Origin of the sequence: Pseudoalteromonas nanhaiensis, from assembly GCF_051235485.1 — a bacterium.
In the GTDB taxonomy this organism is placed as follows: Bacteria; Pseudomonadota; Gammaproteobacteria; order Enterobacterales; family Alteromonadaceae; genus Pseudoalteromonas; species Pseudoalteromonas lipolytica_C.
Window position 1 is genome coordinate 92643 of the sequence record NZ_JBPNYQ010000003.1, and the last position, 26312, is coordinate 118954.

24 protein-coding genes are annotated in these 26312 nt (G+C 40.5%); 14 read left to right on the forward strand and 10 right to left on the reverse strand.

Annotated elements, in window-relative coordinates; genetic code table 11:
* Positions 1-4: 4 nt before the first annotated feature.
* The 6 genes from ACSFVZ_RS04460 to ACSFVZ_RS04485 all read left to right on the forward strand — a co-directional run bounded on the left by ACSFVZ_RS04460 (position 5) and on the right by ACSFVZ_RS04485 (position 6289).
* Entirely contained in the window at positions 5-775 is a 771-nt protein-coding gene (locus tag ACSFVZ_RS04460; RefSeq protein WP_054553800.1) for an enoyl-CoA hydratase/isomerase family protein, read from the forward strand.
* 8 nt (positions 776-783) lie between these two features.
* Entirely contained in the window at positions 784-2748 is a 1965-nt protein-coding gene (locus tag ACSFVZ_RS04465; protein WP_435558212.1) for an acetyl/propionyl/methylcrotonyl-CoA carboxylase subunit alpha, read from the forward strand.
* A complete protein-coding gene (locus tag ACSFVZ_RS04470; RefSeq protein ID WP_435558213.1) occupies positions 2748-3653 on the forward strand; it encodes a hydroxymethylglutaryl-CoA lyase in 906 nt (301 codons plus the stop codon). The genes ACSFVZ_RS04465 and ACSFVZ_RS04470 overlap by 1 nt, the downstream gene beginning before the upstream one ends.
* A gap of 11 nt (positions 3654-3664) precedes the next feature.
* A complete protein-coding gene (locus ACSFVZ_RS04475; protein WP_435558214.1) occupies positions 3665-4363 on the forward strand; it encodes a CoA transferase subunit A in 699 nt (232 codons plus the stop codon).
* A gap of 11 nt (positions 4364-4374) precedes the next feature.
* Positions 4375-5031, forward strand: a complete 657-nt coding sequence (locus tag ACSFVZ_RS04480; RefSeq protein ID WP_062564432.1) for a 3-oxoacid CoA-transferase subunit B — start codon at positions 4375-4377, stop codon at positions 5029-5031.
* Positions 5032-5410: 379 nt separating this feature from the next.
* A complete protein-coding gene (locus ACSFVZ_RS04485; protein ID WP_135924646.1) occupies positions 5411-6289 on the forward strand; it encodes a LysR family transcriptional regulator in 879 nt (292 codons plus the stop codon).
* Between the two features lie 47 nt (positions 6290-6336).
* Here ACSFVZ_RS04485 and ACSFVZ_RS04490 read toward each other — a convergent pair whose 3' ends face one another.
* Positions 6337-6684, reverse strand: coding sequence for a hypothetical protein (locus ACSFVZ_RS04490; protein WP_435558215.1), 348 nt, complete (start codon positions 6682-6684; stop codon positions 6337-6339).
* Between the two features lie 99 nt (positions 6685-6783).
* Entirely contained in the window at positions 6784-7236 is a 453-nt protein-coding gene (locus ACSFVZ_RS04495) for a hypothetical protein (RefSeq protein WP_135924651.1), read from the reverse strand.
* Between the two features lie 337 nt (positions 7237-7573).
* On the opposite strand from ACSFVZ_RS04495, the gene ACSFVZ_RS04500 reads away from it, so the two are divergent.
* Positions 7574-7996 (forward strand): hypothetical protein, encoded by a 423-nt coding sequence (locus tag ACSFVZ_RS04500; RefSeq protein ID WP_435558216.1) that lies wholly within the window; start codon positions 7574-7576, stop codon positions 7994-7996.
* Positions 7997-8109: 113 nt separating this feature from the next.
* Here ACSFVZ_RS04500 and ACSFVZ_RS04505 read toward each other — a convergent pair whose 3' ends face one another.
* The 4 genes from ACSFVZ_RS04505 to ACSFVZ_RS04520 all read right to left on the reverse strand — a co-directional run bounded on the left by ACSFVZ_RS04505 (position 8110) and on the right by ACSFVZ_RS04520 (position 10198).
* Positions 8110-8532, reverse strand: a complete 423-nt coding sequence (locus ACSFVZ_RS04505; RefSeq protein WP_435558217.1) for a hypothetical protein — start codon at positions 8530-8532, stop codon at positions 8110-8112.
* Between the two features lie 82 nt (positions 8533-8614).
* Positions 8615-9019, reverse strand: a complete 405-nt coding sequence (locus tag ACSFVZ_RS04510; protein ID WP_435558218.1) for a DUF1801 domain-containing protein — start codon at positions 9017-9019, stop codon at positions 8615-8617.
* 96 nt (positions 9020-9115) lie between these two features.
* Positions 9116-9652, reverse strand: a complete 537-nt coding sequence (locus tag ACSFVZ_RS04515; RefSeq protein WP_435558219.1) for a hypothetical protein — start codon at positions 9650-9652, stop codon at positions 9116-9118.
* A 111-nt stretch (positions 9653-9763) separates the two neighbouring features.
* Positions 9764-10198 carry a GNAT family N-acetyltransferase gene (locus ACSFVZ_RS04520; protein WP_435558220.1) on the reverse strand — a complete coding sequence of 145 codons (435 nt, stop codon included), beginning with the start codon at positions 10196-10198 and terminating at the stop codon, positions 9764-9766.
* Between the two features lie 436 nt (positions 10199-10634).
* On the opposite strand from ACSFVZ_RS04520, the gene ACSFVZ_RS04525 reads away from it, so the two are divergent.
* On the forward strand, positions 10635-11054 hold the full coding sequence (locus tag ACSFVZ_RS04525) for a tetratricopeptide repeat protein (protein WP_135924667.1): 420 nt from the start codon (positions 10635-10637) through the stop codon (positions 11052-11054).
* Positions 11055-11262: 208 nt separating this feature from the next.
* Entirely contained in the window at positions 11263-11736 is a 474-nt protein-coding gene (locus ACSFVZ_RS04530; RefSeq protein ID WP_138557494.1) for a tetratricopeptide repeat protein, read from the forward strand.
* 56 nt (positions 11737-11792) lie between these two features.
* Here ACSFVZ_RS04530 and msrA read toward each other — a convergent pair whose 3' ends face one another.
* Positions 11793-13016 carry a peptide-methionine (S)-S-oxide reductase MsrA gene (gene msrA / locus ACSFVZ_RS04535; protein WP_435558277.1) on the reverse strand — a complete coding sequence of 408 codons (1224 nt, stop codon included), beginning with the start codon at positions 13014-13016 and terminating at the stop codon, positions 11793-11795.
* Positions 13017-13225: 209 nt separating this feature from the next.
* Here msrA and ACSFVZ_RS04540 point away from each other — a divergent pair, with 209 nt between their 5' ends.
* From ACSFVZ_RS04540 to ACSFVZ_RS04560, 5 genes are all read left to right on the forward strand, one after another.
* Positions 13226-14749 carry a leucyl aminopeptidase gene (locus ACSFVZ_RS04540; protein WP_435558221.1) on the forward strand — a complete coding sequence of 508 codons (1524 nt, stop codon included), beginning with the start codon at positions 13226-13228 and terminating at the stop codon, positions 14747-14749.
* Between the two features lie 153 nt (positions 14750-14902).
* Positions 14903-15568 (forward strand): 5-oxoprolinase subunit PxpB, encoded by a 666-nt coding sequence (gene pxpB / locus ACSFVZ_RS04545; protein WP_199526458.1) that lies wholly within the window; start codon positions 14903-14905, stop codon positions 15566-15568.
* Positions 15565-16500: a 5-oxoprolinase subunit C family protein gene (locus ACSFVZ_RS04550; RefSeq protein WP_199526457.1), complete on the forward strand. Its 936-nt coding sequence runs from the start codon at positions 15565-15567 to the stop codon at positions 16498-16500. Before pxpB ends, ACSFVZ_RS04550 begins: the two co-directional genes overlap by 4 nt.
* Positions 16501-16865: 365 nt before the next feature.
* A complete protein-coding gene (gene asnB / locus ACSFVZ_RS04555; RefSeq protein WP_435558222.1) occupies positions 16866-18533 on the forward strand; it encodes an asparagine synthase B in 1668 nt (555 codons plus the stop codon).
* A gap of 331 nt (positions 18534-18864) precedes the next feature.
* The gene (locus ACSFVZ_RS04560) at positions 18865-20439 is read left to right on the forward strand and encodes a BCCT family transporter (protein WP_135924685.1); all 1575 of its coding nucleotides are present in this window, start codon (positions 18865-18867) and stop codon (positions 20437-20439) included.
* 106 nt (positions 20440-20545) lie between these two features.
* On the opposite strand, the gene ACSFVZ_RS04565 is transcribed toward ACSFVZ_RS04560, so the two are convergent.
* From ACSFVZ_RS04565 to ACSFVZ_RS04575, 3 genes are all read right to left on the reverse strand, one after another.
* Positions 20546-21253, reverse strand: a complete 708-nt coding sequence (locus ACSFVZ_RS04565) for a 3'-5' exonuclease (RefSeq protein WP_435558223.1) — start codon at positions 21251-21253, stop codon at positions 20546-20548.
* The gene (locus tag ACSFVZ_RS04570) at positions 21253-23151 is read right to left on the reverse strand and encodes a DUF294 nucleotidyltransferase-like domain-containing protein (protein ID WP_199526453.1); all 1899 of its coding nucleotides are present in this window, start codon (positions 23149-23151) and stop codon (positions 21253-21255) included. The genes ACSFVZ_RS04565 and ACSFVZ_RS04570 overlap by 1 nt, the downstream gene beginning before the upstream one ends.
* A gap of 83 nt (positions 23152-23234) precedes the next feature.
* Positions 23235-26312 (reverse strand): efflux RND transporter permease subunit, encoded by a 3078-nt coding sequence (locus tag ACSFVZ_RS04575; protein WP_435558224.1) that lies wholly within the window; start codon positions 26310-26312, stop codon positions 23235-23237.

The following is a 26312-nucleotide window of genomic DNA, read 5'->3' on the forward strand; positions in this document are numbered from 1 at the left end:
CCTTATGTCAGTAACACTCGAAATTACAAAATCAAATGTGGCTGTACTGGTACTAAGTCGCCCTGAAAAACACAATGCATTTAACGAAGAAGTCATTAGTGAGCTGATCCGTTTAATTGAACACGCAAACAGTTGCGATGTGCGCGCACTGGTTTTAAAAACCGAAGGTAAGCACTTCTCTGCAGGGGCTGATTTAAATTGGATGAAGTCGATGGCTGGCAATGACTTTGCTGAAAACTTAGCGGATTCTATGCAGCTGGCAAAGCTTATGAAAGTCCTTGCTACAAGCCCTCACCCTACAATTTGTGCTGTACAAGGTGCTGCATTTGGCGGTGCGTTAGGCTTGATTGCGTGTTGTGATATCGCAATTTGCCAAGACGATGCACAGTTTTGCTTAAGTGAAGTAAAGCTTGGTCTTATTCCTGCAGTTATCAGCCCTTATGTCATTAAAGCTATTGGTGAGCGCGCTGCACGTCGTTATTTTTTAACGGCAGAGATTTTTGACGCGCATACAGCTAAGCAACTGGGTTTAATTCACCAGATCACCGGCGATTTACAAACAGCGCTCGATAAACACTTACAAAACCTTGTGAACAATGGCCCTATTGCCGTTAAAGCAGCAAAGCAGCTAATCAATGATGTCGCTGGCAATGTAATAGATGATGCACTTATTGAGTTAACCGCAGAGCGCATTGCACGCATTCGTGTATCTGAAGAAGGCCAAGAAGGTCTGACTGCATTTTTTGAAAAACGCGCCCCTAACTGGCAGAAATAGGAACCATTATGACAACAAAATCATTGAAAAAAATTCTCGTTGCCAACCGTGGTGAAATTGCCTGCCGAGTTATGCGTACAGCAAAGCAAATGGGCTTAACAACGGTTGCAGTTTACTCAGATGCAGATAAACATGCTCAGCACGTAAAGCTTGCTGATGAGGCGTACCATATTGGTTCTGCACCAAGTAAAGACTCATACTTAGTGGCAGACAAAATCATCGATGTTGCAAAACAAGCAGGTGTTGATTGTATTCATCCAGGTTATGGTTTTTTATCTGAGAACTGTGACTTTGCGCTCGCGTGTGAGAAAAATGATATCGCCTTTATTGGCCCACCAGCATCAAGCATTGAAGCCATGGGTTCAAAAACCCGCGCTAAAGAAATTATGCACCAAGCGAATGTACCTTTAGTACCTGGTTATTATGGTGACAATCAAGATACTGAGTTCTTACAAGCTGAAGCTGAAAAAATTGGTTATCCGGTACTGATTAAAGCGGCTTTTGGTGGCGGTGGTAAAGGTATGCGAGTTGTTGAACACGCAAAAGACTTTATCAGTGCTCTTGAAGGCGCAAAACGTGAAGCAAAAGCCGGCTTTGGTAACGATTTAGTACTGTTAGAGCGCTACGTCACTAAACCTCGCCATGTTGAAGTACAAGTTTTTGCAGATAGCCATGGTAACTGTGTGTACTTAGGCGACCGTGACTGCTCTTTACAGCGTCGTCACCAAAAAGTAATTGAAGAAGCCCCTGCTCCGGGTTTATCTGATGCACTTCGTAAAGAAATGGGTGAAGCTGCGGTACGTTGTGCCCAAGCGATTAACTATCGCGGTGCAGGTACGGTTGAGTTTTTACTTTGTGGTGATGAATTCTTCTTCATGGAAATGAACACCCGTTTACAAGTAGAGCACCCAGTAACAGAAATGGTTACTGGTGTTGATTTGGTGAATTGGCAAATCAACATTGCGGCAGGTGAAGCATTACCACTTAGCCAAGCAGATATTCAACTGCAAGGTCACAGCTTTGAAGCGCGTATTTATGCTGAAGATCCAAGTAATGACTTTATTCCTTGTTCTGGCCACATTGATGCTCTATTTACACCGAACGAATCTGAATTTGTACGTATAGATACAGGGATTGCAGCGGGTGATGAAATTAGCCCGTTCTACGACCCTATGATTGCTAAATTAATTGTTCATGACGATAACCGTGAGGCAGCGCTTGGGCGCTTATCAAAAGCACTAGAGCAATTCCATCTAGCAGGTTTTAGCTGTAACGTTAATTTCTTACATAATCTTGCTAACCACCCTACTTTTCAAGCAGGTGCACCCGATACGCACTTTATTGAAGACCAAGGTGAGCGCCTTGTTGCTAAAAACGAGCAACAGTCTGTTATTGCGACCGTTGTAGCAGCCTATGTGTATGCACATCAACTAAAAGGTGAAAACAGCAGCCCATGGCAACAATTAACAGGCTTTATGCTTAACAGTGACGCTAAAACAACAATTCCGTTTGTAGATTTTAACGTTCATGCTATTAAGACCTCAGAAGGCTTTAAAATTAGCTTAGATGGGGTTGACTATACAACCTCGGGCAAGGTTAAAAATGGCCTTGCAAACCTAGTCGTTAATGGCGAAAAAGTTGTGGCTCATATTAATCAAACAGACTCTCACATCACAGTGATGTACAAAGCACAGCAAACGGTGTTAGAGCTGATTGATAAACACTATATTAGTGAACACGAAAGTGATGCATTGCCACTCGCTGCACCACTCAATGGTACTGTTGTTAAGCATTTAGTTGAGGTGGGTAGTACGGTTACTAAAGGTGACGCTGTTGTCATCATCGAAGCGATGAAAATGGAATACACCCTTAATGCCCCGCATGATGGTGTATTAACGAGCTACTGCTTTGCTGAAGGTGAACTGGTGAGTCATGGTGATATGCTCGCGATCGTAGAAGAGCCGGAGGCGTAATGGCACAGTTTCCTGATTTTGTTCGCATTGTAGAAGTTGGCGCAAGAGACGGTTTGCAAAATGAAGCCGCCGTTAGCACTCAAGATAAAGTCGCTCTTATCAACGGCCTTGCAGATGCTGGGCTTAAAGATATTGAAGCAGGCGCCTTTGTGTCACCTAAATGGGTGCCACAAATGGCTGACTCAAGCGATGTAATTAGCGCGTTAAATTTGCCAGACGTTAATTTAAGTGCCCTCACCCCAAATTTACGAGGTGCAGAGGCGGCAAAACAAGTCGGCATACAAGAATTCGCTATCTTTACAGCGGCAAGTGAAGTGTTTTGTCAAAAGAACATTAACTGCTCTATTGATGAAAGTATTGATCGCTTTAAAGATGTGATGGCTTTTGCCAAAGCGAATAACATTCGTGTTAGAGGTTATGTGAGCTGCGTTATGGGTTGCCCATATCAAGGTGATGTCGACTACAATGATGTATTAAAAGTATCACAAAGATTACTTGAGCTTGGCTGTTACGAAATTAGCCTAGGTGACACCATTGGTGTGGGTACAGCGAGAAAAGTCGATGAGTTATTAGATTTACTTTTGCAACATATTGATAAATCAAAACTCGCTGTACATTTTCACGACACCTACGGGCAAGCGCTCACAAATATTTACACCGCCCTAAGCCGCGGTATAGCAACGGTTGACAGTGCTGTTGCAGGCCTTGGTGGTTGCCCTTATGCCAAAGGCGCGTCAGGAAATGTTGCCACTGAAGATGTAGTTTACTTACTGCAAGGGCTTGGCATAGAGCATGGAATTGATTTAGAAAGACTGGCAAAAGCTGGTTGGGCTATTTGCAGTGCATTAAATAAACAACCTGTCAGCAAGGTATCACTTGCTCTAAAGAACACTCAGAATAATTAAGGAGTAGGCTCATGGCCGGTTTCGATAAAGTGGTTTCAAGTTATGAAGCTGCAATGGAAGGTTTAAAAGATGGCGATACTGTTATCGCTGGTGGCTTTGGCTTGTGTGGTATTCCTGAGGGACTTATCAATGAAATTAAGCGTAAACAGACTAAAAATCTAACCGTTGTTTCAAACAACTGCGGCGTAGATGATTTTGGTTTAGGTATTTTACTTCATGATAAGCAAATTAAAAAAATCATTGCTTCTTATGTAGGTGAAAATGCACTTTTCGAAAAACAACTACTCGATGGTGAAATTGATGTAGTACTAACACCGCAAGGTACACTCGCTGAGAAGATGCGTGCCGGTGGTGCTGGTATTCCTGCGTTTTATACTGCTACAGGTTACGGCACTCCGGTTGCCGAAGGTAAAGAAGTAAAAGAATTTGATGGTAGCCCGTATATCTTAGAAGAATCAATTACGGGTGAGTTTGCCATTGTTAAAGCATGGAAAGCCGACCGCTACGGTAATCTTGTATTTCGTCACACAGCAATGAATTTCAACCCGATGGCCGCGACAGCAGGTAAAATTACCGTTGCTGAAGTTGAAGAGATTGTTGAGCCAGGTGAACTTGAGCCAAGCCAAATTCATACCCCAGGTATTTATGTTAATCGCGTGATCAAAGGTAACTTTGAAAAACGCATTGAACGTGTAACAACTCGCGATTAAGGAGCATTCAAATGGCATTATCACGTGAACAAGTTGCAATGCGTGTTGCACAAGAACTACAAGACGGTTATTACGTTAATCTAGGTATTGGTATACCTACTCTAGTAGCTAATTATGTACCAGAAGGCATTGAAGTCATGCTACAGTCTGAGAATGGCCTACTAGGTATGGGGGCGTACCCAACTAAAGACCAAGTTGATGCAGATATGATCAATGCGGGTAAAGAAACCGTGACAGCAGCCACAGGTGCAGCAATATTTAATAGTGCAGATAGTTTTGCCATGATACGGGGTGGTCATGTAGACTTAACAGTATTAGGTGCATTTGAAGTTGACCAGAACGGTAACATCGCATCGTGGATGATCCCAAAGAAGCTAATTAAAGGCATGGGTGGCGCGATGGACCTCGTTGCTGGCGCGAAGAATATTATTGTTACGATGACTCATGCAAGCAAGCATGGTGACTCTAAGTTATTAGAAAGTTGCACTTTACCGCTAACTGGGGTTAACTGTGTAAAGAAAATCGTAACTGATTTGGCCGTACTAGAAGTTAAAGACGGCGCATTTCATCTAATTGAACGCGCTCCGGGCGTGTCAGTAGATGAAATTATTAGCAAAACGGCAGGCAAATTGCTTGTTGAAGGTGATGTTCCAGAGATGGTTTTTTAAACCACTCACATCCCATGTACCGACCTCATTCCCAGTGCCAATGGCGCTGAGTTACCCAAAATCCCTCGCAAGAGGGATTTTTTTTATCTCTTAGCTACAGAACTTTTGCACCAATTTGTCAAACAAATGGTTTAAAATGCCCTAACTTTGTGAGGTGAAAGTCTTTGAAGCTTAGGGTGTTACCTGTTTCAGAAAAATGGTAAAATTCACAATCCACAATAAAAGTAGATTAAACAATCAATTACCGAATGTTTTTTATGCGTTTATGCAAAGATTAGCTATATTTATTTTTTACTCTCTTACTTTTTACATTTTGGGATAATAATTGCTTAGCAGTTAATTAACTAACAAGCGCTATTGAGACTTACTGAAATTAACTATGCAAACACCTATTCGTGGCTTACGCTCATTTTGTTTTGCTGCACGTACTCTTAGTTTTAAAGATGCGGCAAACCAACTTTACCTTACACCTTCTGCCGTAAGCCATCAGATCAAACAATTAGAAGAACAATTGGGTATTGAACTGTTTGAACGTCAAACCCGCTCAATTCGCCTGACAGCTGCAGGTAAGAATTTTTATGACTCTGTGTCACCGCTTATAAAAGCGCTTGAAAAAACCATCAACGAGTTTAGTCAATTACAAGAGAATGTGACTATTAGCATCACACTGCCTGAATTTTTCGCCAGTGAACTGTTAATGCCGAAGCTAAGCGAATGGACTAGTGAACACCCTAATACTAACTTACAGCTTAATACCTTAAAAACGCGTAAAGAGCTGACTAAGCAAAGTGATTTATCGATAGTATTGTCTTCGTCTAAACCGCATGAAGGCGTTGTACATGAGCTGTTTTCGCTATCGTATACACCAGCATGTAATAAAGAAAACTGGCAAGCATGGCAAGAAAACCCATTTCAGGCCTTAAACGAAGTACCTCTTATACTTCACAAAGCGCGTCCTTGGGCTTGGCACCAATGGGCAGAACATGCCGGTGTAGAAGACTTCGCACCAAAGCAAATTATTCAGGTTGATAGTATGTTTGGTGTGGCACGTGCAGCGCAACAGGGTATGGGTATTGCCCTAATCCCCTTACCTATTAGTCAGACTTGGTTTGATGAGCAATGGCTATTTAATTTCACTGATATGCCATTAAAAACCAAAGACAAATACTACTTAGTGCAACATGACCCTAGCGAAACAAATGCACAGCTAGAGCTGTTTATTAAATGGATGATTGATACTTTTAAACATCTAAAATAACAAATAATCACGACCCTCAACTTCATTGAGGGTCTTTTATTGCAAATTTAGCTTTTAGACTTGGTTACTAAAATACTTACTTTATTTTCACCAATTTCAAAAGACGCCTGTTTACCATACTCCACAATAAAAGAAGGTGTAAAATAGCTACCAGCGAGTGTGATTGATGTTTCTACAGCTGCCGTATTATTTTGTTGTGGTGTAACTTTAACTTCATAACTAAACCCCTCACCTATAGAGATGGTCGCAGGTTGTTTTTCTTCCACCAGCATTACTGGCGATGCTAGTAGCTCATTCGCTTTATAAACAGATGTTTCAACTTGAAAGCTATCAGCTGCGAAGCAACTTGTTGATGCTAAAAATACGCCTGCGACTAAAGCTAACTGTTTGTACATATTTATTTCCTTATCTCATTTATAGGGTTTATCCGTAATTAATATCAGTTAGTACGTTTATTTGATACACGGAAATTTCTGAATCTATAACTATGTCTATTAAAGCTCTCGGTAATAAACATCGATAGTATGTGATATTGCTTCATAACGGTTATTTTCATGTTTAAAACAGGCTTTGCGTAGTTCCTTCTCTTCGTAGTTTTTACCTGCTACTACGACTTGATCTAAAGTTTGTGAACTTGCACAGAATTGCTGTTTTGAAATTGTTTCTATTTTAACTGATTCAGCTTTTGAGCGTGGCAATGAACTAGGCTTTGGGTTTTGCTTCATGCCCTGAAGTAACTGAGCTTTAGTAACTGGTACAGTATCTGACCCTATGCCTGGAATATGCAATGTTTGTCTAATCGTATAGTTTTTACTTAATAATGGCGTAAACAAAGATACATCGTTGCTCAAATAAGCCTGCTCAAAATTAAGATAAACAGCAACTTTATCTTCAGCTGCATTGGCAATAACAGGCCCTAAAAGTAACAACGCAAATATCAGTTTCATGGTTATACGCTTATTCTAAATAAATTAAGTCATCAACTATACATACCACCTTAAAGTACCGATTCAGTCATTAATAAACAACAATTTGTTTGTTTTGCATACTCAGCCCCTTTATTGTTCGTTAGCGTAAACTTTAGCTATTTAAACCCCGTGTCTACTTTATCGGGGTCACATCAGACGGCTGACGGCTTTAAGACTAACTCACTACATTAGACTAAAGTCTATAGGTTAAATTTCTTCATCTATTAGGTCATTTTTTATCGTTTGTTGAATTTTCGCTGTTCAATTAAAGTTCATTTGTCGGCGATTGATACCGATTCAAATAGAGGAAAAGATTATGTTTAGTACACTTATGAAACGCGTTGCACTTAGCTCTTTATTAACTTGTTCAGCTATGGCAGTGGCTGATCAGAGTGACTACAAATTGATGGTAATTGACCAATCTATCACTGCTGATATTGCAGAAAACCGTCAATACGAACAAGCATTTAATGACTGTGCTTTAAGTGTTAAAGAGAAAAAATTCTCTGAAGCTGAAACACTTTGCTCAAAAGCAATCAGCTTACTAAATACAAGTAAAGTACCTAGCTATAAACGTCGCGAATTAACATCATTTACGTTAAGCAACCGCGGTGTTGCACGCATCATGTCTGAAAACGACACTGCGGCATTGTCTGACTTTTACGAAGCAGTACAAATTTCAGGTAACGAGTTAGTTGAGCACAACTTAACTCGTGCGAAAAAGAACTTAGCGTTATAAGTTCTAACAGAATTGTGTTGTCTCAAAACCCAGCTTCGGCTGGGTTTCGTCGTTTATGTACTTTGAATGCCTCCCAACACTTAAATAGCTTGTTTTATAGAAGGCTTTCAAATTCAACATTGCTTTATAGAACCCAAAACAAAACAAACGCCAACATAAAACCAAATAACACTTGCAACTATTTGCCAAATATCTAAACCTGAGGTTGTAATAAATGTTGGAATACCAATTAAACCTCGTAAAGTACATATTAGCGCAATAGTAATTAGAGCAGGTTTGAGAAGAGAAACTTTACGGATTAAACCAGCCGCTGAAAAAGCAAACACAGTACAAGCAAACATAAAGCTCGCTACGATTATTGTACCAATGGGTGCAAGCAATGTTCCATGTATTGAAGATTCAATAATTTGTTGAGGAGCCCTAGCAAAAACATACCAGCTAGGCCCGCCAAATATACATAGTACGTGCCAGATAGCAGAAAAAAACGCAATAACACCCGCGCTAATTAATAATTTTGATTGAATACTAAGGCTCAATATTGACTCCGTTCTACTATAATCTTAGGTCTTATCAAAGCAAATCGACTATAGTTCACTATAAATCTTTCTGTCTGGAATTTCACATTCCCAAAAGAGGTAATCTTTTTCGCTGCTGATAAGTTAAAGCTAACATCAAACAAGACTTTATTATTTCTTTTGGTAAAGAAGTTGATAAACATAGAGCTATTGCTCTATTTCCTTGAAAATGGAGCTCTTCACCATATAGTTCACGAAATGTATCTACTAATTTAGTTTGACAGTTGAAAAACAGATAATAATTATTAGGTGACTTTGACTTCCAGTCGATTCGAATAGGGCTGCCTGTTTTTACACTGTAGCTAGGCTCTCCCCATTTTATTGTCTCGTCAACTTCACCTAGGGCCAGTTCAGATGCAATTTCAAAAACTAACTCTCGAATCTCGAAGAGCTTAGTTCTGGCATTTTCAGGGTATTTATCAAATGTTTTTTTTACTTCCTTGTTCATTTGAGTCTCCGTTATTCATTTTATTCAGTCAAAAAGGATGGTTGGAAAATCAATGAAGTAGTGTAGCCATACAATAAGCCCACTTGTATTTTAGACTCACTCACCACTTGGTTCAGATAATGCCTGTTTGTAACTTAAATCAAAATGTTTGAGTAATTGATTCAGGTAGTTCAGGTTTATCTGGTTAGGTTTAAAACTTTGCCCTTTTTCTATATTTGCTATGTGTTTTCTTAGCTTTTCTTTGTCTTTATTCCAAAAAGCGATGTTTCCTAACACAAAGTCATTCCAATACATTTTTGAACCACTTAGCTTTTCATCGGGATCCAATACTTTTTTAGCGTGAAAAACCGCTTGTTGATAATCACCCGCCAAGCCTTCCATTTGAGCTAAATGCCACGTTAACGAGCTTTCTTTTGAATTATTATGAGAAATAAAACGTTTTATCAGAATAGCGGCTTCAGCATGGCAACCTGATTTTTCTAATAACCTAAACCCAGCATCGTATGTCTGATCAAATTGCTGATATGTGAGGTTTAAATCATCTTTTAGCCTTTCTTCAAGCGCTACTTTACAATCTGCAAAAGCAAGATTTGATATAAATAATAACCCGATAGATAAAATTCCTGTTTTCAAAATTCTGTCCTTAAATATACTAATGCCTTAGATGATAACACTGCTGAGAATTCTCACATACAAGGCTCACCACGAACTAAAAATTGCGTGCTCTATATAATCTTGAAGTTGTTATTTATCTGATTTACGGTAAACATTTGGATTCCAAATTTGCATAAACATCTCTGGACTCTCAATTAGTTGAAAACCATATTGCGCGTACAAACCATGCGCATCTCTTGTCGCCAATACCATTCTCCTCAAGCCTTGAAGCTCGGGGTGAGACACTATGCTCTCAAAAAGCCACTTGCTCAAACCTTTGCCACGATGGCTCTCTACTATGAATACATCAGCAAGATAAGCAAATGTTGCTTTGTCTGTTATAAGGCGGGCAAAACCTATTTGAGAGTCTTGGCTGTCATAAACACCAAAACAAAACGAGTTTGCAATGGCTTTTTCTAGCGTATGTTTTGGTATTCCTGACGCCCAGTAGCTTTTTGAAATAAAACCGTAAATCACTTCAAAATCGAGGTCAGTTTTATCTGTGCTGATTTTATATCCTTGCACCGTAATTCCTTCATGAGGTATTGCAAGTTAATTATGAGCTCAATGCTCAGACTATATGTCCTACAATGAACACCTGTTATTTAAGAGATTTATTTTTAACAAAGTTACAAACTGATTACTACTATTTAAAAATTAGCCCGATTATCAAAACCTATCTTCATAAGAAAGCCACAATATAAAGATACAAATACACCTTTATATAAGCTTTAATAAAAAATTTATAAACAATCAGCCATGCTTGTTTAAGTTTTCAATAATGATTCAAAACTACCTTACCTACTCTACACCATACTAAACCTCTGAATGCTGAGTAATTACTCTATAGATTAAATTTCTTCATCTATCAGTTCTAATTTAATCGTTTGTTTAGCTTATAGGAATATTTTAAAGTTCACTCGTTGGCAAGAAACACCAACTTATTCAGAGGAAAACTATCATGTTAAAAACACTTGTAACCACTATTGCACTTAGCTCTTTATTAACTTGCTCAGCGATGGCAGTAGCCGACCAAGCTGATTATAAACTGATGGTTATTGAGCAAGCTCAAACAAACGATAATGTAAGCAATGAATATGAAACTGCATTCAACCGCTGTGCATTAAGCGTAAAAGAAAAGAATTTTTCAGAAGCTGAAAACCTATGTACACAAGCGATTTCACTTCTAAACACAAGTAAAGTACCAGGTTACAAACGCCGTGAATTAACATCATTTGCGTTAAGTAATCGCGGTGTTGCACGCATCATGTCAGAAAATGATACAGCTGCAATCTCAGACTTTTATGAAGCAGTTCAAATCTCAAAAAATGAACTGGTAAATCATAACTTAAACCGCGCGAAGCAAAACTTAGCGCTGTAATAGTTAGCCCAACCAAATTGTTGTCGTAAGCCCGGTCCTTGTGTGTTCTGACTGGGCTTTTTTTTGTCTAAAATATACACTCAAGCCACCTACCCAATAAGATATTTTTTTTCATCTAATGGGTGTATTTTTGTCGTTTGTCAATCAGTAACACTGTTTCTAAATTAATAGAGTAAGTGATGTACTTACATTATTAAGGAGATAAACAATGTTCAAGTTCATACCTCTCAAAACCATCTTGATTACCTCACTTTGCATGAGTTCGAATTGGGTGTTAGCAAATGATATCGACTTTAAACTAATGGTAGTGGATGACGAAGCCTCATCCATTGCGATTATGCAAGGTGACTACAATGCTGGTTTAGTAACGTCTGCTGAAGATCCAGCAAATCAATATATAGCGCCTTTTAATCGCTGTGTTGCAAGTGTAAAGCTAAAGCAGTTTGAAAAAGCTGAAGCTGACTGTACTGAAGCAATAAGCCTATTAAAAGAGATTAAAGCATCTCGATTTAAACGTAATGAATTAACTTCGTTTGCATTAAGTAACCGAGGTGTCGCGCGATTTATGGCTAATAATGATACGGCAGCAATTGCTGATTTTTATGAAGCCTCAAGACTCGATGATAATGAATATGTATCATTTAATTTAAATCGCGCAAAACAGGAATTAAAATTGTGGTAATGACTGATTCTAATGCTGAAAAACCAGCCATAATGGCTGGTTTTTTTGTATCTACGTTAAATTTGATCACGTGGCACAAAATCAAGCACCGTCGCATTAATGCAGTATCTATCTTTACCTCTTGGCCCTTCCCCCGGGAATAAGTGTCCTAAGTGAATACCTGAGCTTTTAGATTTAAGCTCAATGCGCTGCATGCCATAACTGTTGTCTTCATGCATGGTCACACTGTCTTTTACCGGGTGAGTAAATGAAAGCCAACCGGTTCCCGAATTAAACCTATCACGAGTATCGAATAATGGCGCACCACTTAGCTTATCAACAAAAATACCATCCGGTGTGTTTTTAAAGATATCGTATTGTTTACAAAATGGGCTATCTGTTCTGGCATGGAATGCAACTCTGAATGCTTCACTATCACCTAGTTTAAATGCGCCTAAGGCTTTATAAAACTCATCTTTACTCACATAACCTTGTCTCCCATACACTTCTTCGCCATTTTCAATAAATAAGAGTGTGGGTGTCGCCCATGTTGGGGTTTTAATTTTTAAGCCATCAAGCTGATCTGCATGGCGAAAAGTCATTGGAATTGTGCCTTGATAATTATTTGCGACCTCATTTTTAAATTTTTCACAATAAGGGCAATAGCCTTTAGCATCTATCACGACAATTTGCTTATTGGTTAATAATGCCGTGTTATCAACTTGCTGTTTTTCTACTGGCGTAAAAACAACCCCTGTTGAGTGATCAGGACAATAGCCATTAGGGTTTTTCTTTAAATAATCTTGATGATATTCCTCTGCCGCATAAAACGAATCGAGAGGTTTTATAATAGTAACAATCTTGCCGTACCCTGCTGCGGTTAACTTACCTTGGTATTCATCTTTAAGTTTATTAGCAACCTCAAGTTGCTCGTTATTACTAACCAAAATTGTTGAGCGGTATTGAGTGCCAATATCATTGCCTTGGCGATTTAACTGAGTTGGATCATGATTTTCGAAATAGTATTTTAATAATTGTTCTGTCGTTAACTGATTACTGTTGTAAGTCACTTTAACAACTTCTGCGTAGTTATTTTCATCAAATCGACGTGCGCTACGCGTTATGTTTCTATATGTTGCTTTAAAACCGCTACCGTCAGCATAACCAGATACCGCATCTAAAACACCATCAAGTGCTTCGTATCGTTTTTCGGCTCCCCAAAAGCAACCAGAGCCAAGCACAATTGTTTCAATATGTCCGGTTGCGTTGTCTGGCATCTCTTGCGCTGTTGTATGATTCATAGTGAAAATGGCACTGCAAGTGAATAATGTCAGTAATATCGACTTAATTGTCATACTTATTTCCTCGTAAAAGCCTGTAATAGAGCAGACCGAGTAATCCTATTTATTATTTCACCTTAAACGCATGCAAACGGCTGTTCACCGCTAACAATTTAACTCTTAAGCCTATTTACGGTAAAACACAGCTTTTTAACATTGGGATATTAAAAATGAGAATTGCACACAGTTTGTCTGCTCTTGCTCTGGGTATAACACTTGCTACGCAAGTTAATGCGGCAGAGTTCACTTTTGCAAAATCGATTCAACCGAAAGACAACACATTAGTGTTGTTTTTAGACACAGATAGCCAAGTTGCTAACTTTAATTACTTAAAACCAGAAACCCAAAACCACTTAAATAAAGTTATCGAATTTAGTGACTTTAAAGCGGGCTATGGCAAGACATTAGAAGTTATTGCACCAAACGGCAGCGAACACCAACGTATTGTACTTGTAGGCTTAGGTGAGCAAGCTGAACTTAATGCAGCTAAAATGGCAAAGCTTGGTGGTAATGTTCATGCAAAATTACAATCAGCAAAACAAGCAACTGTGAGCCTTGATTTTTCAGAGCTTAAAGATAGTGAAATCAATGCTAAATACGCTGCTGAATTTGCACATGGTGCTAATTTACGTGACCACCGCTTTGAACAATACAAAAAAGAACAAGATACACATGTAGTTAACTATACTGTTGATGTTGATAATTTAGACCAAGCGGTCAAAACCCATAAGTTACTACAAAGCATTGAACAAGGTGTCTTTTTAGCGCGTGACTTAACTTCAGAAGTTGCAACTGAGATGACGCCATCTGATTTTGCAAAAGCCGCACAAGAGTTAAAAAAATTAGGCGTTAAAATTACCATTTTAGAACCAAAACAAATTAAAAAATTAGGCATGGGTGCGTTAGAAGCTGTTGGCCGTGGCAGTGAAGAAGGTTCGCGTTTAGTTGTTGCACATTACCAAGGTAATAAAGACACCCCAATTGCATTGATTGGTAAAGGCATTACCTTCGACTCTGGTGGTTATAGTATTAAAACAGGTGCTTCGATTGCCCGCATGAAATCAGATATGGCAGGCGCAGCAGCAGTACTGGGTACCGTTAAAGCAATGGCACTTGCAAAAGCAGATACCAACGTAGTGGCTGTAATGGGTATGGCTGCAAATATGGTGTCACAATTCTCTGTAGCGCCTGGTGATGTTGTTCGCACAGCAGAAGGTTTAAGCGTTGAAATAGTTAATACAGATGCTGAAGGCCGTTTAGTGCTAAGTGATGCAATGTGGTATGCCCGCGACAAGTTTAAACCAAGTATTATGATTGATGTGGCTACATTGACTGGCTCAAAAATCGGTGCTGTAGGTAATGAATACGCAGCGGTTTTCTCTGATGATGACCAACTTGTTGAGCAACTTACAATTGCAGGAAAGCAGGTTAACGAGAACTTATGGCGCTTACCACTAGGTTACGAAGATGCACTAAAATCGGATATCGCAGACCTTAAAAATATTGGTTCGCATGGTCCAGGTGCAACGACAGCAGCAAGTTTCTTACAAAACTTTGCCGGCGATACCCGTTGGGTTCATATCGATATTGCTGGTAATGCACTTAACAGCAAAGCTAAAGATGAGTTAGCTGAAGGTGGCACTGGTTATGGTGTTCGCTTGTTATCAAACTGGCTTTTAAACAACGCTAAGTAATAACACATAGTAATACGCCAAGCAGCTGTAATGATTTTATAACTGCTTGGCAATCATGAGTTTTTCTAATTAACATTAAACACTCATTTACATCATTAGCACTCACCCTATATGCTAAATAGTATCAAGGGATAATAATAAGATTGACCTGCAATGACGACAAAAAGCACACCAAAGATTATGGCGCTCACTACGCATTGTATCTTCTTCGATGCATATGAAAGTGCTGAGCATGGCTTAAATACACAAAAAAAGATTTGGGCGCTGGCTCAATTTTGCCAATCGACGGGAGATTTCGTTGATGTTGTTCCAGCTAATAACAACTTAACTCTGTATCTAAAAGAGTCTGAAAAGCTAGCAAGTTGGCTGCCATTATTGCTTGAGCAGTGGCAAGAGACTTCGACTAAAGATTTTGCATCAACTCATCACAAGCTACCCACCGTATATGGTGGTCAACATGGCCCTGACATTGCTCATGTAGCTGCAGAGCACAACTTAACTGTTGACGAAGTCGCGCAGTTACATAGTAGTAAAATCTACCCTGTTTTATTTTTAGGTTTTCAACCTGGTTTTGCTTACTTAGATGGCTTGGATCCTAAATTATATACGCCACGTCGAAGCGAGCCGCGCATCTCAGTGCCAAAAGGGTCTGTTGCTATTGGTGGCGAGCAAACAGGCGTATATCCTGAAACGTCACCCGGTGGCTGGCAAATAATCGGTCACACCGACTTTAAATTATTCGATATTAATGCAACCTCTCCCTGTGCTGTTAAACCCGGTGATACCTTAGAGTTTGTTATTCAGGAGGTGTTAAAATGATCACCATCGTTAAACCTGGCATGCAAATGTCTATACAAGATCAAGGCCGCGTGGGTGCTCGTCATTTGGGAATTGGCCAATCTGGCTGTATTGATCCTTATGCGCAGATCATAGTAAACCGATTAGTTGGAAACGCAGACAACAATCCAGTCATTGAGATCACACTAGGTCTTGCTGAAATTAAGTTCGATAACGACTACTACATTGCCTTGCATGGAACAGATATGAAAGCCAGTGTTAATGGTAATGCGATTGAACCAGGCTGGAGTTTTTACATTAAAAAAGGTGATGTGTTAAAGCTAAATGCCGCACGTCATGGGTTTAGAAGCTACCTTGCTATAGGCGGACAATGGCAGCTACCTGACCCTATATTAGATTCCTACTCAACAGATATAACTGCTGGTTTTGGTGGTCTAACCGGACAAGCACTGAAATCTGGAGACAGCTTTGAGGTAATACCAAAATACAACACTAAAGTCGGTTTAGGTGCAATGCTACCACCTAAAAGCACCCAAATACGCATACATGCTGGCCCACATGCTGCAGTTTTGCCTAAAGACACCATAGTTAATTTTATAAATCATTCATGGCATGTATCACCTAATAGTAACCGCATGGGTACACGATTATTAAGTGATGAGTGTAGCTTAGAGCATGATGTGTCATTGCCATCGATGGCAGTAGCACCAGGCAGCATACAGTTACCGCCAAATGGTGAACCAATTGTATTATTGAATGATGCGCAAACAACCGGTGGCTATCCTTTACTAGGAACTGTGATCGACGCTGATCTTCGTCATTTTGCCCAATTAAAGCCAGGTGATTTTTTACATTTCAAGTTTGTTACTCTAGCAGATGCTTTTAAGGCGAAAGAAAAGCTAACAGCTCACCTTAATCAATTAGCCATTGCGCTAAAATACAAAAACAAATAGTTAATCTGATTAGCAAGTGGCTTGCCACTTGCTTTCTTAAGGCTCCCACTTGTCTATACATCTTCAATTAACAAATTGAACAATTAGTTTGCTTAACGCAACGCACCAAAACAGTGCGTAAAACATCACTTTTAATGGCGCTATTTACCACTTCAAACCAGCCTATTTGTTCAAATCAAGTATTTAAATTGCTCACAACTTAGGCAGCCATCCCATTTTGGTGCAAAGCAATAACACTTGGTGCATATTTTATTCTCAAATATTTAAAAAAGCTGTGTGACTTAGGTAATTATTTCTGTTAAAACAAACATTCGCAGTTATATAAATTCTGTTAACTGCGCACATATTTGGAATGAGGAGTCACTATGTGTTCAATATTTGGGGTATTAGATATCAAATCTGATCCCGCCCAATTGCGAAGTCAAGCAATTGAGATGTCAAAACTTTTAAGACACCGCGGACCTGACTGGTCTGGCGTATATTCATCTGATAAAGCTATTTTAGTCCACGAGCGTCTTGCTATTGTTGGTGTATCAAGTGGTGCTCAACCTTTATATAATCCAGAGCGCACACATATCCTTGCTGTAAATGGTGAAATTTATAACCACAAAGAGCTTGCGGCAAATCTAGAAACAGACTTTAAGTTTCAAACTCAATCAGACTGTGAAGTTATCTTAGCTTTATATAAACAAAAAGGGCCTGAATTCTTAGACGACTTGAATGGTATTTTCGCTTTTTGTTTATACGATGAAGAACAAGACGCCTACCTAATAGGTCGTGACCATATTGGTATTATCCCGCTTTACACAGGTCATGATGAGCATGGTAATTTTTATGTTGCTTCAGAACTAAAAGCGCTTTCACCAATTTGTAAACACATTGAAGAGTTTCCTCCGGGTCACTTCTTGTGGAGCAAAGATGGTCAACTTCGTAAGTATTACAGCCGCGATTGGCAAAGCTATGACGCAGTAAAAGACAACGAAGCTAAATCAAGCGATGTTAAAGAAGGCTTAGAAGCAGCTGTAAAACGTCAACTAATGTGTGATGTACCTTACGGTGTTCTATTATCAGGCGGTTTAGACTCATCGGTTATTTCAGCTATCACGCAACGTTTCGCCGCAAAACGTATCGAAGATAATGACGAGTCTGATGCTTGGTGGCCAAAACTGCACTCTTTCTCTGTTGGTCTTGAGGACTCACCAGACTTAGCTGCTGCACAAAAAGTTGCAGATATGATTGGTACAGTTCACCACCCTATCCACTTTACTATTCAAGAAGGTATTGATGCTCTTCGCGAAGTGATTTATCACATTGAAACGTACGATGTGACAACCATTCGTGCCTCAACTCCTATGTACTTAATGGCGCGTCAAATTAAAGCCATGGGTATAAAAATGGTGTTGTCGGGTGAAGGTGCTGATGAGCTTTTTGGTGGTTACCTTTATTTCCACAAAGCACCTAATGCGCAAGAGTTCCATGAAGAGCTAAACCGTAAAGTGTCTAAACTACATATGTTTGACTGTTTACGGGCTAATAAATCTATGGCTGCTTGGGGTGTAGAAGCACGCGTGCCTTTCTTAGATAAAGAATTTGTAGACGTTGCAATGCGTATCAACCCTGAAGCGAAAATGTGTAAAGACGGTAAAATCGAAAAACACATTATCCGTGAAGCGTTTGACGGCTATCTACCAGACGAAGTGTTATGGCGTCAAAAAGAGCAATTCTCTGATGGTGTAGGCTATAACTGGATTGATACTTTAAAAGAGTATGTGAGCGAGCAAGTAAGCGATCAAGACCTTGCTAACGCTAAATATAAATACCCGATTAATACGCCAGATTCTAAAGAAGCGTATTTCTATCGTAGTATTTTTGAAGAGCACTTCCCTGGTGATGCAGCGGCAAAATGTGTTCCGCATGGCAAATCAGTTGCTTGTTCAACACCTGAAGCGCTTGCTTGGGATGAGTCATTCCAAAACAATGCTGACCCTTCTGGTCGTGCTGCTGGCGTTCATAACGACGCTTATAAAAAGTAGTAATTTTGTGCTGCAAGCCCTGTGTTTGCAGCACTTTCCTCTCAACTGAAATAATTTGTTTTGAAATAATACTGTCATCAAATTAATCCTCTACTGCATCAAATTGTTCACAATTCCAACAAAAAACGTAAAAAACCGCATTTATTCGGCTGTTTAGGGACAAAACCATTTACATTTTTTTTCGAACTCCTACACTAAAGACTAAACTTTGGTACAAATTTAGTTCGTCTACAAACTATTTTTCGGTTTCATACGTATAAGTAGTGTTAGCCGAGATGTGCCAACCGGCCGTTTAGCTTTCTGCTAGATATAACTACAACAAGAGGTATTCATGAGCGAACATCATGATAAGTACAGTATCGACAATACCGACTACACCGTCGGTCAGGACAATGTGCAAAAATGGGGTTTTGATGTGCACAACCCTGTATTTGGCATTAGTGCAGGTTTAATTGCGCTATTTTTAGTGGCAACACTTGTGTCAGATGCTGAAACAGCAAAAACAACCCTGAATGGAATTAAAAACGACATTATTAATAATTTTGATGGCTTTTTTATGTGGTCAGCAAACTTATTCGTATTGTTTTGCTTGGCGTTAATTGTTTCACCATACGGCAATATCCGCCTTGGTGGTAAAGAAGCGCGCCCAACTCACTCTCGTATTTCATGGCTTGCAATGTTATTTGCTGCGGGTATGGGTATTGGCTTAATGTTTTGGGGCGTAGCAGAGCCTGTCGCTTACTTTACAGGCTGGTACGAAACACCACTCGGCGTTGAAGCAAACACACCAGAGGCTGCGAAATTAGCAATGGGTGCAACTATGTTCCATTGGGGTTTACACCCTTGGGCAATTTACGCCGTTGTTTCGCTTTCGTTAGCATTCTTTTGCTACAACAAGGGCCTGCCGTTATCAATCCGCTCTATTTTTTATCCTATTTTAGGTGACAAAGCATGGGGCTGGCCGGGCCATCTTATTGATATTCTTGCTGTACTTGCCACCTTATTTGGTCTCGCAACGTCTCTTGGTTTAGGTGCACAGCAAGCCGCTGCAGGTATAAACCATGTGTTTGGTACTGATAGCGGTATTGGTCTACAAATCGGCGTTATTGTTGGTGTTACTCTACTTGCAGTGATCTCTGTTGTTCGTGGTATCGACGGCGGTGTAAAGCTGCTTAGTAATGTAAACATGGTTATCGCATTTGTGTTACTCGTATTTGTTGCTCTCGTTGGTTTTTCAGCAGCGTTTGGTAATCTTCCTAATACTGTTATGGGTTATGTTGAAAACATTATTCCGTTAAGTAACCCACATGGCCGTGAAGATGAAACATGGATGCACGGCTGGACAGTATTCTACTGGGCTTGGTGGATTTCATGGTCACCGTTTGTAGGTATGTTCATTGCGCGTGTATCTGAAGGTCGTACAATTCGTGAATTCTTAATTGCCGTATTACTTGTGCCTACCGTTGTGACTATCTTCTGGATGTCTATTTATGGTGGTATCGCTATTGAACAAGTTATTGATAAAGTGGGTGTACTAGGTGAGAAAGGTTTAACTGATGTACCACTTGCGATGTTCCAAATGTTTGAAGCCCTGCCAATGTCGCAAGTGCTTTCATTCATTGCAATTGTGCTGGTACTCGTGTTCTTTATTACGTCATCTGACTCAGGTTCTTTAGTTATCGACTCTATCACTGCCGGTGGTAAAGTTGACGCGCCAGTGCCACAACGTATTTTCTGGGCAACAATCGAGGGTGCGATTGCTGCAGCGCTTGTTTGGATTGGTGGCACACAAGCTATCGAAGCATTACAAGCCGGTGCCGTATCTACGGGCTTACCGTTTACCTTTGTATTGCTATTAATGTGTGTAAGTTTAATCCTTGGTCTACGTACAGAGCCAAGAAACTAACCACTACCTTTAAATAAAAAACGCCGCTATATGCGGCGTTTTTTATTTATAAGCTTTGCTCATTTAATTTAAATTACTCGTCATAAAATCTGTGCTGTTAAGCACGCTATATGAGCAATTCGCTTAGCGGTGTATCTGGGCGGTAATGATAAGCAATTTGCGCTTGTAACAGCTCTGCGGTGGCAATGGCATCGGTCAGTGCGTTATGGTTTTGATACGCAGGTAACGAGTAACGAATGCGAGAATCCGCAAGACGAACGGAATCAAGCTTAGAATTAAACAACCTACCTAGTAGACCTTGTTTTGCTCTAAGCGCCCTGCTTTCAAGCTCCAACGTGTCTATTACTGCAAACTCAAGGCCTTCACCCAATCGCGATTGTAGCGCTTGATACAAAAAGTGTCGTTCAATGGGAGCAAAATGCACCACTATGACTTTACCTTTTAATGCTGCTAGTAATGGCTCCATAATAGATGAAAAATCTGGCGCGTCACTTACTTCTGAATGGGTAATACCATGAATAACGATCGACTCTTCAGCGAGCTTACGTCTTGGTTGTACAATCCAATGCTGGCTATCTTTACAAAAGATGCGCCTAGCATTAAATGGAATTAAACCAACACTGACTATATCGTCATTTTGAAAATTTAGACCGGTCGTTTCAAAATCAAGCGCCACTAAGGGTACGTCGCTAATTGGCATGTTTAAATCACAAATAGCGGCTTGATAAAACTCTTGAATTAACGGCTGTTTGCTAGCCGCCAATAACTGCTGATACCGAGTCGGCCAATCAAGTTTTACACCTTGTTTAGCCATTACTTCATCCCTGTATTGGCAGAGTATCTGAATTTAAGGAAATTCTGCGCTTTATCTAAAATCGCAAACGCTTCTTTAAGGTTGCGCTGCTCAAAAGGCGATAGTAAATGTGGCTCAAGATCGTTATCTGGGGCTTCGTCTAACTTTTCAATTTGCCATGCTTGGTGGCGAATACGAACCATCGAAATGTATTCTAAGGCATCTCGAAGATCTTGCGCTTTCCCTGCGGGTAAAAGCTTTGCTTCGATGATATCTTCTAAACGCTCGAATGAATTTTGTTTACGACTGCCTATTGCTAAAGCATGAACACGAATTACATCTGATAATGGCGCAGTACCGCGGCGTTTTAAGTTCATAGAACGCTTATGCTGACCATTATGCTCTAGTACAAAATCTTTAAAGAAACCTAAAGGCGGTGTTCTGTTACGGGCATTGGCTGCAAGGTTAGCCAAGAAACGCTTATTCTTACGCCCTTCAGTTGCAATAAATCGTTTGAGCTCATCAGCCCATTTGGTTTTACCGTAAACGCCATCTAAATCAAAAAAGATAGAGCTGTGTAATAAAGCCTGTGGTTTTGGTTCTGCCATCCAGCCTGCAAATTGCTCTTTCCACTGCTCACGAGTTAAACGCCACTTTTTAAATGACGCCATGATTTCCCCTTCGCAGTATTTATAGCCACATTCAGCTAAACCATCACAGACAAAGTCAGCGAGCTTTTGAAAATATTCGTCATGTAATTCCTCGTTAAAGCTATTATCAAGGATAATGGCGTTATCTTGGTCGGTAACAATTAATTGCTCATCACGAGCCATTGAACCTAAGGCAATAAAACAATAAGGAATGGGTGGCGGGCCAAATTTTTCTTCGGCTAAATCAAGTAAACGCTGTTTAAAGGTACGCCCTATTACAGCCATTGCTGTACCAATCATATGAGAGTTAGCGTCTTCGTTTACCATGCGTACAAACACGTTAGGTAGCTGACGTGCATAATGCGCTAAATCTTCCACAGATTGCTGAGCTAAAATACCCCGCACTAACAATAAACTGCTTTGTGATTCATATCGCAAAATGTCAGATAACGAAATAACACCGATGGGCTTTTTCTTAACAACGACAGGTAGGTGATGAATGTTATCTCTGAGCATAGCAAGCACAGCCTCAAACACATAGGCGTTGCTATCGAGTAAGATAAGATCCGTTTGCATAATTTGCTCGGCAGGTGATTCGTAACTTAAGCCTTCAGCAATCACACTGGTGCGCAAATCTCGGTCTGTAATTATGCCAACTACTTGACCATCGTCATCATCAGGATCATCACTGATGGGTTTATCGGCATCTGTTACTAACACAGACGATACCGACTCTTGTGTCATCAATTGGGCAACCATTTGCACAGACGCGTCTTTTGCTACGGTTACTACATCTCTGTGCAGTAATGATTTAACTTTTGCAGTTGTTAAATCATTACTGTCAGCCTGCTCTACAATGGCCTGATGCAGACGTACATTGCCATCAGCTTCAAAGAAGTCTGCAAAGGCTTCGTATTCATCACAATATTGATTAAATAGCTCTACATTAATGCAATACACTAAGGTGTCTTCGAGGGCCTTGGCAGGAAATCGGACTTTGCGGTTCATCAGCAAACCCATTTGTCCGAAAATACCACCGACAGTTAAGCGGTTATACAAATCACCATCGCGTCGATACATTTCGACGGCTCCGGTTCTAATTACATATAAATCGGCAATATCATCGCCGTAATTAAGGATTTGTGTTCCCGCTCTGAAGTAGGCTATCTCTACTTGTGAAGCGAGAGTGTTAACCGCTTCTTCGGGCAAATCATCAAATGGAGCATGATCACTTAAAAATTGTGCTATATCGACGTGTTCGGCTTGCATAAGCGTACCTAGTTTTGAGCTTTTCCTTGATTGTGAGTGTAATCTGCTATTTTTTCAAAGAAAAAATAGCAGATTTAAATGGATTAAGCCTTTTCTAGTTCTTCGGCCAGAAGTTTCGACTCATCACCACGAGGTTTGGTAAAGCGCGCTAAACCAAGATAAATCACAGGTGTAAGGTATAATGTGAACAGCACTGCTAATGCTAAACCACCAAATACCACCCAGCCAATCGCGTTACGCGCTTCGGCACCGGCACCGGTGGATAATATAAGTGGTAATGCACCTAGCAAAGTAGACACTAAGGTCATCGCAATTGGGCGTAACCTCACAAGAGCAGCTTCTTCAACTGCTTCTCTAACACTGCGACCTTTATCTCGTAATTGGTCAGCAAATTCCACCAGCAAAATAGCATTTTTAGCTATTAAGCCAATAAGCATGACCAAACCTATTTGTGAATAAATGTTCAATGATGTACCCGTTAGATACAAGGCCAAAATTGCCGATGTAATGCCAAATGGCACAGTGATCATCACTACAATGGCACTATTAACACTTTCAAATTGCGCAGCTAACACAAGTAATACAATCAAAAATGCCAAAATATAAGTGATCAGCACTTCATTAGCCGTTTCTTCAAAGGTGAGTGCCTCACCCTTAAAGGCTAAACTGATACCAGCTGTCAGGTTTTGCTCAGATATTTCACGGATTTTATTTACAACTTCGGCAATGGTAATGTCATCTGGCATTTCCATGCTTAATTCGATTGCTCGGCGCTGAGCATGGCGCTCTAGTTCTGCTGCAACACCTTCTTCTGTAATGGTTGCCACACTACTCAGTGGCACTAACTGACCATTACGACCCCCAACATATAAGTTTGCTAAGTCACTTGGGTTTGTAATAGTTTGGTTTTGTGCTTGCAGCATAATAGGGATTGATTGGTCGCCGATGTTTAAATCAGCAATGTCATCGCCGTTAATGGCTGCTCTAAGCGTAATAGATATATCACTGAGCGATACGCCGAGCTCTTCAGCACGACGTCTATCAATATTAACCCGTAATTGTGGTTGTGACGGTTGGTACGAGATACGTACTGGCGCCACTTCTGGCAAGGCTTTTTCTATTTCTGCCGAGAAATTTTGTGCCGCTTTAAAGATCTCAAGGTAATCTTGCCCCAATAAAGCAAGCTCAATACCACCGCCTTGACCACGCAAGTTCAAACTATTTGAACCACCTGGATAGCCAGCCGCACCTGGAATGTTTCCTAAAGGCCCACGAATTTTATTGATAATTTCTTGCTGACTAAAATTTCGTTCGTCCCAATGCTTTAACGGCACAGTGATAAATACGATATTCGGATCCCATTGCCCAACGACGGTATAAATTGACTCAATATCACCACTTTCAACATAGGGCAGTAAAATATCTTCCATTTGCACCGCTTGCCTGTCCATAAAGTTAAGGCCGACACCATCTGGGCCACGGGCGAAAATGCGAATTTTACCGCGGTCTTCTGTCGGCAATAATTCATTATCTAAATTGAAATACAGCGCACCAGAGCCTGCTGCAACGAGTAAGCAAGCAAAAAATGTTAGCCATGCATGTTTAAGTACACCATGAATTGAGCGTTTATATATATTCGCTAAAGCATGCCCAACTTTTGCAAAAGGGTGAAAACCACCCTGCTTTAATTTAAGTTTTGAGGTTAGTGCAGGCACTAAAGAAAGCGCTACAAAGCTTGATATAATCACAGCTCCAGCAAGCACACCACCAAACTCTCTAAATAATCGCCCTGCTGTTGAAGGCAAAAAGGCAATCGGCACAAACACAGCTGCTAATACAGCGGTTGTTGCCACCACAGCAAAAAATACTTCGCGGGTGCCAATTACAGCCGCAGCTCTGCGGCCAAGGCCTAAGCCACGCTGACGTTGAATATTTTCACTGACCACAATCGCATCATCTACAATAAGGCCTGTCGCTAATACCAGCGCCAACAAAGTTAAGATATTAATCGAGAAACCAAGCGCCCAAATAAGTGCTAAAGAACCAATTAACGCAACAGGTATGGCAAATGCGGGGACGAGCGTTGCTCGCCATGAGCCAATAAACACCCAAAGTGTGATCACTACTAACAACACTGTCAGTAATAGAGAGTTTATTACTTCATCCACTGAGCTTCTAATAAACTCCGCATCGTCGGAGGTTAAAGTAAATTCCATTTCAGGAAAACGTACTCTCATACGTTCGATTAAGGTCAGCACTTCATCAGAAATTTCGATAGTATTTGATTGAGCTTGGCGTATTATCTCCATGCCAATCACTGGCGTCCCATTTAATCGCACGAATGAACGCGGATCAGCTGGGCCAAAATACACTGCAGCAACATCACCAATACGTGTATCGTCGCGCACTATAATATCTGCCACTTGTTCAGCTGATATTGACGTAGCATCGGCACGAACAATCACCTGTTGATCGCTTGATTTTAAACTACCGGCAGGCACATCAAAGGGAGCTTGGCGAAGTACATTGGCAATATCTGGTACCGTAAGGTTAAAGCTGCTTAGCTTAAGTGGGTCGATGCGCACTCTAAGCACCCGCTCACGGTCGCCATTTAAGCGAACATCAGCAACCCCAGGAATAGTTAAAAACTGCGGGGCTAAGTCAACATCAACGCGTTCAGTAAGTGCTTCTAATGATAAGCTGTCGCTTGATACCGTTAGCGATACCACCGCTTCGGCATCGTTATCAGCTTTAATGATAGATACACGCTCTACTTCTTCGGGCAATTCTCGCTGTACACGGGCAACCGATTCGCGCGTTTCGTTGGCTGCATCATCTAGGTTAACACCCGGGCGAAACTCAACCACAATACGGGCATTATTTTCTTCACTTTGCGCACGAATTGTTTTAACACCACTTACCCGAGCAACAGCCCCCTCAAGTTTACTGGTTACCTCGGTATCAACGGTTTCAGGCGAGCCCCCAGGAAACGATGCTGAAACAGTAATGCGAGGCCTGTCTACATCAGGTAGTTCACGTATTTCAATACCAGCAATAGCGGCAATACCCGCTATGATGATTAACAAATTCAGCACCACGATTAATACGGGGCGACGTATCGCCATTGATGGTAAATCTTCCATCATAGGTTGCTGTTTCAT

Coding starts and splice junctions, on each gene's coding strand:
- ACSFVZ_RS04460 (WP_054553800.1), top strand. CDS start 5: ATGTCAGTAACACTCGAAATTACAAAATCAAATGTGGCTGTACTGGTA.
- ACSFVZ_RS04465 (WP_435558212.1), top strand. CDS start 784: ATGACAACAAAATCATTGAAAAAAATTCTCGTTGCCAACCGTGGTGAA.
- ACSFVZ_RS04470 (WP_435558213.1), top strand. CDS start 2,748: ATGGCACAGTTTCCTGATTTTGTTCGCATTGTAGAAGTTGGCGCAAGA.
- ACSFVZ_RS04475 (WP_435558214.1), top strand. CDS start 3,665: ATGGCCGGTTTCGATAAAGTGGTTTCAAGTTATGAAGCTGCAATGGAA.
- ACSFVZ_RS04480 (WP_062564432.1), top strand. CDS start 4,375: ATGGCATTATCACGTGAACAAGTTGCAATGCGTGTTGCACAAGAACTA.
- ACSFVZ_RS04485 (WP_135924646.1), top strand. CDS start 5,411: ATGCAAACACCTATTCGTGGCTTACGCTCATTTTGTTTTGCTGCACGT.
- ACSFVZ_RS04490 (WP_435558215.1), bottom strand. CDS start 6,684: ATGTACAAACAGTTAGCTTTAGTCGCAGGCGTATTTTTAGCATCAACA.
- ACSFVZ_RS04495 (WP_135924651.1), bottom strand. CDS start 7,236: ATGAAACTGATATTTGCGTTGTTACTTTTAGGGCCTGTTATTGCCAAT.
- ACSFVZ_RS04500 (WP_435558216.1), top strand. CDS start 7,574: ATGTTTAGTACACTTATGAAACGCGTTGCACTTAGCTCTTTATTAACT.
- ACSFVZ_RS04510 (WP_435558218.1), bottom strand. CDS start 9,019: ATGAACAAGGAAGTAAAAAAAACATTTGATAAATACCCTGAAAATGCC.
- ACSFVZ_RS04525 (WP_135924667.1), top strand. CDS start 10,635: ATGTTAAAAACACTTGTAACCACTATTGCACTTAGCTCTTTATTAACT.
- ACSFVZ_RS04530 (WP_138557494.1), top strand. CDS start 11,263: ATGTTCAAGTTCATACCTCTCAAAACCATCTTGATTACCTCACTTTGC.
- msrA (WP_435558277.1), bottom strand. CDS start 13,016: ATGAATCATACAACAGCGCAAGAGATGCCAGACAACGCAACCGGACAT.
- ACSFVZ_RS04540 (WP_435558221.1), top strand. CDS start 13,226: ATGAGAATTGCACACAGTTTGTCTGCTCTTGCTCTGGGTATAACACTT.
- pxpB (WP_199526458.1), top strand. CDS start 14,903: ATGACGACAAAAAGCACACCAAAGATTATGGCGCTCACTACGCATTGT.
- ACSFVZ_RS04550 (WP_199526457.1), top strand. CDS start 15,565: ATGATCACCATCGTTAAACCTGGCATGCAAATGTCTATACAAGATCAA.
- asnB (WP_435558222.1), top strand. CDS start 16,866: ATGTGTTCAATATTTGGGGTATTAGATATCAAATCTGATCCCGCCCAA.
- ACSFVZ_RS04560 (WP_135924685.1), top strand. CDS start 18,865: ATGAGCGAACATCATGATAAGTACAGTATCGACAATACCGACTACACC.
- ACSFVZ_RS04565 (WP_435558223.1), bottom strand. CDS start 21,253: ATGGCTAAACAAGGTGTAAAACTTGATTGGCCGACTCGGTATCAGCAG.
- ACSFVZ_RS04570 (WP_199526453.1), bottom strand. CDS start 23,151: ATGCAAGCCGAACACGTCGATATAGCACAATTTTTAAGTGATCATGCT.
- ACSFVZ_RS04575 (WP_435558224.1), bottom strand. CDS start 26,312: ATGAAACAGCAACCTATGATGGAAGATTTACCATCAATGGCGATACGT.